This window comes from Lactobacillus sp. UCMA15818 (genome assembly GCF_030400225.1).
In the GTDB taxonomy this organism is placed as follows: domain Bacteria; phylum Bacillota; class Bacilli; order Lactobacillales; family Lactobacillaceae; genus Liquorilactobacillus.
Genome location: NZ_VJYB01000017.1, coordinates 21,851 through 28,843, shown reverse-complemented (window position 1 = coordinate 28,843; position 6,993 = coordinate 21,851). Strand labels below are relative to the sequence as shown.

Sequence of the window (6,993 nt, the reverse complement as noted above, 5' to 3'; positions counted from 1 at the left end):
TTTCTTGTACTTAAATTTGAGGACAAAAAGCTACAACCTTCAAATAAGTTAAAATATTAATCCAATTCTCAATCACTAGTTCAAAGATTAAAAAAATAAGAAATTAGAGGCTTGACTAAACGTAGGAAAGAGATTAGGCCAAAAGTTAGCTTTTGAACCTATCTCTTTTTTATTGCGAGTAAATATGTTCCATGAGTCAAAATGTCTAACTCTAAATTCTTCCGATTTATATCACACTTTTTGTGTTAAAAGTGCCATTAAGTTATTTAAAACAATCCAATCACTGTCTTGATACTTGCGAACGCCATGAAAGCCACAACAAACCAGCCAGAAATAATTAACCATTTGGGGTGGTGATAGTCACCAATAATTTTCTTGGAAACACTGGCGATTAGGAGAATTGCTAGTGCAATTGGAAGAACAAATCCGTTGGCCGCACCAACAAAAACAAGGACCTTTGCAGGGCTACCGATAATATAGAAGATGACAGTTGAGATTACAATAAAACTGATTATTAGGACTTTGCGTGACTTCTGCAAACCACTTTTTGACTTAACTGCAAAATCTAAGAAAGAAGTTGAGGTAAATGTCGAACCAAGGATTGAAGTCATCCCAGCCGCAAAGAGTAATAAGCCAAAGAACTTGTAGCCAAAGTTACCTGCAGCATATTTAAAAATTGAGGCCGCTGGGTTGGTGGGATCAAGTTTGTAGCCTGTTACGACAACAGCAAGGCCTGCCAAGAAGAGCAGTACACGGATAACGGAGGCAATTCCAATTCCTGTCAACGCACCCTCATTAACGTATTTAATATTTTGCTTACCCTTCATTCCACCCTCAATTAAGCGATGACCACCTGAAAATGAAATATAACCACCAACAGTTCCCCCAACGATTGTAACAATGGAATAGAAGTCGATTTTTGTAGGTAAAAACGCATGGTGAACGGCCGCTTGGTAAGGGACAGCCATGATAAAAATAATATAAAGTAAGATTGCAACTTTAACAACAGCAAGAACCTGAACGGTACGATCCATAACAGTTAAAGCATTTTTGACCACGAAGATGATAATTGCAAGTGCACCAGCAATTACGGCACCATTTTCAGGTGAGATCCCGAAAAGTACATTGAGACCAAGACCTGCGCCCCCAACATTCCCAATATTGAAAAAAAGACCCCCAACAGCAACAAGGAATGAAAGTACATAGCCAAGGCCAGGGAAGATTTCGTTAGCAATCACTTGTGCTTTCTTGCCGCTGACCACAATGATCCGCCAAACATTCATTTGGACGATGATATCGAAAATAATACAAATTAGAATTGCAAAGCCAAAGTCGGCACCCATTTGACCAGTAAATGTTGCAGTTTGTGTTAAGAATCCGGGACCTACGGCGGCCATAGCCATTAAGAATGCGGCGCCCATAGCAATACTGCGGGGTGAAGCTTTAGGTCCGTTTAAATCAGGGATATTGTTAGAATCTTTTGGTTTATTCATCATATTACAAATCCTTCTCTCTTTATGTTTTCTTTAAAAGGCATGCAGTGCAATTTTATTATTTTGCAATGTCTCACGGAGGTTTGCAACAATTGCCAATGCTGCTGCATTATCACCATGGACACAGATAGAGTCAGCCTGCAGTGGTACGGTTGAGCCATCAATTGCAGTTACTGACTGATCTTTTACCATCTCAATTACATGGGCAGCAACTTCTGCGGGGTCAGTAATAACAGCCTTTGCTTCACTTCTGGGTACTAGGTTACCATCAGGCAGATAGTTTCTATCTCCGAACACTTCTTGTGCACACCGTATTCCAACTGTTTCTGCAGCTTGAACGGTTTTACTGCCTGCAAGAGCATAAATTGGAAGATCTGGATCAACCGCCTTAATTGCGCGACAGATTGCTAGTGAAAGATCATAATCTTTAGCAGCCATGTTATAGAGTGCACCATGAGGTTTAACATGATGGAGCTTTTTTGAAGATGTAAAGGCCTGAAGTGCCCCAACTTGATATGTTACAAGGTGCTCAACTTCTGTGGGGTGCAACAGCATCTTCCGTCTGCCAAAGCCCTGCAAATCAGGATAACCTGGATGTGCCCCAACTCCGACACCTGCTGCTTCGGCCAGTGCAACTGTTTTAGCCATTACGTCAGGATCACCAGCATGGAAGCCACAAGCAATATTGACAGAGGTCACCAATTGAATGATTTCTTTGTCTTTTCCTAGACTATAGCGGCCAAAACTTTCACCTAAATCACTGTTCAAATCAATTTTTGTCACCAAAATCAACTCCTATTCATATTTTAGTACGGTATTTTTAATATCTGTCACTAGCATGTGACCAGGAGCATGTGTGATTACGAATTCAGGTTTTACCTGCATAATTGCATTTTGTGGAGTTACACCGCATGGCCAAAATACTGGGACTTCACCAGGTTTGATTGTGACAGGATCACCATAATCAGGACTTGAAATATCTGTAATTCCGATTGACTCAGGACTGCCAATTTGAATAGGTGCACCGTGGACTTTCGGCATCGCGGCAGTTACATTGACGGCGGTCACCACCTGATTTTCAGGAATTGGGCGCATGCTGACAACCATATTTCCATGGAATTTACCTGCAGATTCGAGTGGGATCGCTGTATTGTACATAGGAACATTTACACCTTCTGTCAAATGGCGAATTTCAATTCCAGCAGCAATTAGTTCCGCTTCGAAAGAAAAGCTGCAGCCAATTAAGAAGCTTACTAAATCGTCTTGCCAGTAATCCGCGACGCTGGTGACTTCATCTGTAAAACTGCCATTGCGATAGATTCGATAGCGCGGAAAGTCATTTGCCAAGTCAATATCTTGCGCAAATTTGTGTAGCTTTCGACTTCCGATATCACTAACCTCTAAGATTGGACAGGGACGGGGATTTCGTTGGGCGAATAACAGAAAGTCATATGCCAAATTTTTTGGTAAAATTACTAAGTTTGCTTGAGTATACCCTGAAGCTAATCCACTCGTAGGTTTAGTAAATTTTCCTGCACGTATCAGATGACGAACTTCGACTGGTGATAATGATGTTATATCTTTTAGTGAATTCATGTGGACACCTCCAAGGTTAGATTGTGGCAGTTAGTTTATCCAGCCAATTAATATCAGTCTTATTTGCAATATAATCAGGTTCATTCAACAACTGGACCAGAAAATCAAGATTTGTGTTTACACCCGCTATAACTGTTTCATCAAGCGCAGTTCTCATCAAAGCCATTGCTTTCTTCCTTGATGGGGCAAAAGCAATGATTTTAGCAATCATTGAGTCATAATTAGGAGGAACAGTATATCCTTGATAAAGGCCTGTATCTATACGAATTCCATATCCAGTTGGAAGATGCAAAGCGGATATTTTACCTGCAGTTAAGGCGTTTATACGGCATTCAAGTGCAAAACCGTCTGTCGAGATGTGTTCTTGCTTGAAGGAAAGCGACTCACCTTGAGCAACTAACAGCTGTAATTCAACAAGATCAAGCCCACTTGTTAGTTCACTGACAGGATGTTCGACTTGTATACGGGTGTTCATCTCCATAAAATAAAAATGTTCTGGGTCATCCAACAAGAATTCCATCGTTCCTGCACCAACGTAACCGATTTTTTTAGCAGCATTCACAGAAACAGCAAACATTTTTTGACGAGTTTCTTCTGGTAGTGCGATTGCAGGTGCCTCTTCAATTACTTTTTGATGGTGCTGTTGAATTGTACAGTCGCGCTCACCAACTGCGGACACGTTGCCTTGCTGATCAGCGATGATTTGAACCTCGATATGGCGCGGATGAGGTAGATATTTTTCAAGATACATATGATTATCATTAAAAGCATGTTGAGCTTCACTTTGAGCTAATCCGAATTCTTTGGCGAAGCCAGTAGCACTCTGAATGACACGCATTCCTTTACCACCACCGCCAGCGCTTGCTTTTAGCATAACTGGAAAGCCAATATCTGCAGCATATGCTGCACCACTAGCCAAATCGGTAAATTCAGTCGCTCCACCTGGAACGACTGGAACTCCGGTTTTTAGCATTGTTTCACGCGCACGTGATTTTTCACCCATCAGTGCAATTACATGTGATTGCGGGCCAATAAAAGTAATTTTTTCATCTTCACACTTTTTTGCGAATTCTTCATTTTCCGATAGGAAACCGTATCCGGGATGAATAGCATCGGAATGGGTAATTTCTGCGGCTGCAATTATTTCGTGAATGTTCAGGTAACTTTTGTTTGGTTCAGCTGGTCCGATGCAGACAGCCTCATCTGCTAATTGGACATGCAAGCTGTTTATATCTGCAACAGAGTATACTGCTACTGTTTTTAATTCTAAATTGTGGCAGGCACGAATGATACGCACGGCAATTTCTCCACGATTAGCAACTAAAACCTTTTTCAAATTTAACACCTCAATTCTCAAGTACAACGAGAGGCGTATTGTACTCAACGGGACTATCGTTGGTAATTAGAATATCTGTAATAATACCAGCCACATCGGACTTAACTTCAGTCATCATCTTCATCGCTTCGATAATACCAATAATTTGCCCTTTTTGAATCTGGTCGCCAACCTTGACGAAGGGCTCCTCTTGTGGACTTGGCGATGTATAGAAGGTTCCAACAAATGGTGCATTTACTGTAAGTTTTTTATTTTCTACGGCTTCTCCACCGACCAGTGGTGCTTGTTCACTCGTAACTGAAGCATTCGGAAAAATGGTTGCTTCTTTTTTCAAAACAATCTTATCTTCACCGTTTTTAATCTCGAGATGTGTCAGACCTGCCGCTTGGAATTTACTAATTAGTTCATCCAGACTTGGTATTTCCATAATAGAAGCCTCCTTTAACTGTTTAAAATTGTTTCTGCGATTTTGCTACTTGCTTTTCTAGTGGGACCAATTGGGTATTGATATCTTTTTTGATAAATGGAATCTGCCAGAGTATTTAAGAATTGATACTGGCTGCGAAGCGCAGCAGTGGCTTCTTTGAGTGAAACTTGTTCAAAGACAAGTGGACAACTTGAAGCGAATTGAACAAATTTACTAAGATCTGCACCGATTATTGTTGCAATTACCGGGTAACCGCCAGCAGTTTGCCGATCCGCTAATAAGGCAATTGGTTGACCGGATCTGGTTATTTGAATATTTCCTAGAACTGCACCTTCGGACAACATATTTTTTTGTGGTATTTCAAGGATTGGACCATCTAATCTGAAGCCCATTCGGTCAGCTTCTGATGAAATTGTAAAGGGTCCAGTCATAAATAGCTGCTGAGCACTTTCAGAGAATAGGTCCCACTGCGGCCCTCTGATAAACCGAAATGAATTTCCAATTGGTTCTTCATTTAAAGATAAGCTTCGATTGGCTAAGCTTGGCATTTGATAGCAATCATTAATAGTTAAACAATCACCTTTGATAAGTGATCGGCCATAATATCCTCCAAGGCTAAGACGAGTATTAGTGGATTGACTATCGAGAATCGGCTTGACTTGAAGCCCATTACCAGCAAAAGCAATGTAACCAAAACGACCACTTTTCATAGGACGAAATGTCAAAAGATCACCTTTTTTTACTGGATAAGTCGTATTCAAACTGATACTTGAATCATTAAGTACCGGTTCTGACTTGCCGCCTGTAATTGCAATGAATGTCTCAACATTGAACTTGATTGTTGGTCCAAGAAGACTAAATTCTAGTGTTGCAGATTTTTCAGGGTTATTTACTAGAATATTAGCTAACCGATGTGAGTATTGATCAACTGCACCTGAAACAGGAATACCTTTTGCCTGATGACCGATTCGTCCAAGATCCTGGATAGTTGTTGCTAAGCCTGAATTAATAATCTCAATATTTGGCATGGCTTTCTCCTTTTATTCTGAAATTATTTTAAGCTGATATTCACTATGAGCCGCTAGTTCTTTTATCGCCGCATATTCAGCACGATCAATTTGCCGGAACTTAATCCAATCTCCTGCTTGAAATGGTGGTAATGGATTCTCGGGAGTATAAAGTGTAATGGGGGTTCTGCCTAAAATTCGCCAGCCACCAGGTGAATCAACAGGATACATTCCTGCCTGTTTTCCTGCAATTGCCACACTTCCTGGAGCGATTGAGGCTCGCGGAACAGAAAGCCTGGGCATTGCAATCTGATCAGGGACATTTCCCATAAAGGTAAAACCAGGCAGGAACCCCATCATATAAATAAAATACTTATTAGCAGAATGAAGTTTGATTAATTCTGTGACACTTAGATTACCAAAAGCAGCAACATCTTCGAGATCTATTCCGAATTCAGAATCATAGCAAACCGGGATTTCGAATGTTCGGGTATGCTCATTTTTTGTATCTGGAACATATTGAGCAAGAAAACCTTTTAGCTTAGAACTGAATTCATAATAAGTTGTTTTTCTGATGTCGAAACTGATAGTTAAGGTCCTGTATGCAGGGACAATGTCTGTGATTTCGTAGCCAAATGTATTCTGCAATTGTTGGGCCAGCTCTTGAATCAGCTGATTTTCTGAGACATCTACCTGTTCCGGGAAAACAATGTGGAGTGCTTGTTCACCCGCGGGGACAAAATCATATTTGTAAGTTATCACGGATAACACCTCTAATTATGCTGAAAATAGACTTCGCATTTTTATAAGTTCATAATTAATAAAATAACGTTTATTGAGAACTTTTTAAATAGAATCTAACTAAAACCTAATTTTAATTATAGAAAGACGGTTTTAAATTATTTAATTAATTGCACACAATGTTTTTCTTTGGATAATAAAGCGAATATTTATTCATTAAATATTATTTATAACGAATTCAAAAGAAAAAAGAAACTGAAAATGTGATTTCTGTGACACATTTATCAGGAAAGCCAAAGAGGCTGAATCAAAATTTTAATTTTGATTCAGCCTCTTTATAATTATTACGAATAAACGTGTTTCATAGGTCAAAGCGCTTCATTCAACTTCGAA

General features: G+C 39.9%; 7 protein-coding genes. All 7 read right to left on the bottom strand.

Annotated elements, in window-relative coordinates; genetic code table 11:
- Positions 1–266 precede the first annotated feature (266 nt).
- Genes FFX44_RS11670 through pxpB form a run of 7 tightly spaced genes read right to left on the bottom strand, consistent with a single transcriptional unit; the run spans position 267 to position 6,621 of the window.
- Positions 267–1,496: an NRAMP family divalent metal transporter gene (locus FFX44_RS11670; RefSeq protein ID WP_289981164.1), complete on the bottom strand. Its 1,230-nt coding sequence runs from the start codon at positions 1,494–1,496 to the stop codon at positions 267–269.
- A 30-nt stretch (positions 1,497–1,526) separates the two neighbouring features.
- Positions 1,527–2,276 carry a 5-oxoprolinase subunit PxpA gene (locus tag FFX44_RS11665; RefSeq protein WP_289981161.1) on the bottom strand — a complete coding sequence of 250 codons (750 nt, stop codon included), beginning with the start codon at positions 2,274–2,276 and terminating at the stop codon, positions 1,527–1,529.
- Between the two features lie 12 nt (positions 2,277–2,288).
- Positions 2,289–3,089, bottom strand: a complete 801-nt coding sequence (locus FFX44_RS11660; RefSeq protein ID WP_289981160.1) for a putative hydro-lyase — start codon at positions 3,087–3,089, stop codon at positions 2,289–2,291.
- 16 nt (positions 3,090–3,105) lie between these two features.
- Positions 3,106–4,425: an acetyl-CoA carboxylase biotin carboxylase subunit gene (locus FFX44_RS11655; RefSeq protein ID WP_289981157.1), complete on the bottom strand. Its 1,320-nt coding sequence runs from the start codon at positions 4,423–4,425 to the stop codon at positions 3,106–3,108.
- A 10-nt stretch (positions 4,426–4,435) separates the two neighbouring features.
- Positions 4,436–4,852, bottom strand: coding sequence for a biotin/lipoyl-containing protein (locus tag FFX44_RS11650; RefSeq protein WP_289981155.1), 417 nt, complete (start codon positions 4,850–4,852; stop codon positions 4,436–4,438).
- 14 nt (positions 4,853–4,866) lie between these two features.
- Positions 4,867–5,880 (bottom strand): biotin-dependent carboxyltransferase family protein, encoded by a 1,014-nt coding sequence (locus tag FFX44_RS11645; RefSeq protein WP_289981154.1) that lies wholly within the window; start codon positions 5,878–5,880, stop codon positions 4,867–4,869.
- A gap of 12 nt (positions 5,881–5,892) precedes the next feature.
- Positions 5,893–6,621, bottom strand: coding sequence for a 5-oxoprolinase subunit PxpB (gene pxpB, locus FFX44_RS11640; RefSeq protein ID WP_289981147.1), 729 nt, complete (start codon positions 6,619–6,621; stop codon positions 5,893–5,895).
- Positions 6,622–6,993: the final 372 nt, after the last annotated feature.

Coding starts and splice junctions, on each gene's coding strand:
- FFX44_RS11670 (WP_289981164.1), bottom strand. CDS start 1,496: ATGATGAATAAACCAAAAGATTCTAACAATATCCCTGATTTAAACGGA.
- FFX44_RS11660 (WP_289981160.1), bottom strand. CDS start 3,089: ATGAATTCACTAAAAGATATAACATCATTATCACCAGTCGAAGTTCGT.
- FFX44_RS11650 (WP_289981155.1), bottom strand. CDS start 4,852: ATGGAAATACCAAGTCTGGATGAACTAATTAGTAAATTCCAAGCGGCA.
- FFX44_RS11645 (WP_289981154.1), bottom strand. CDS start 5,880: ATGCCAAATATTGAGATTATTAATTCAGGCTTAGCAACAACTATCCAG.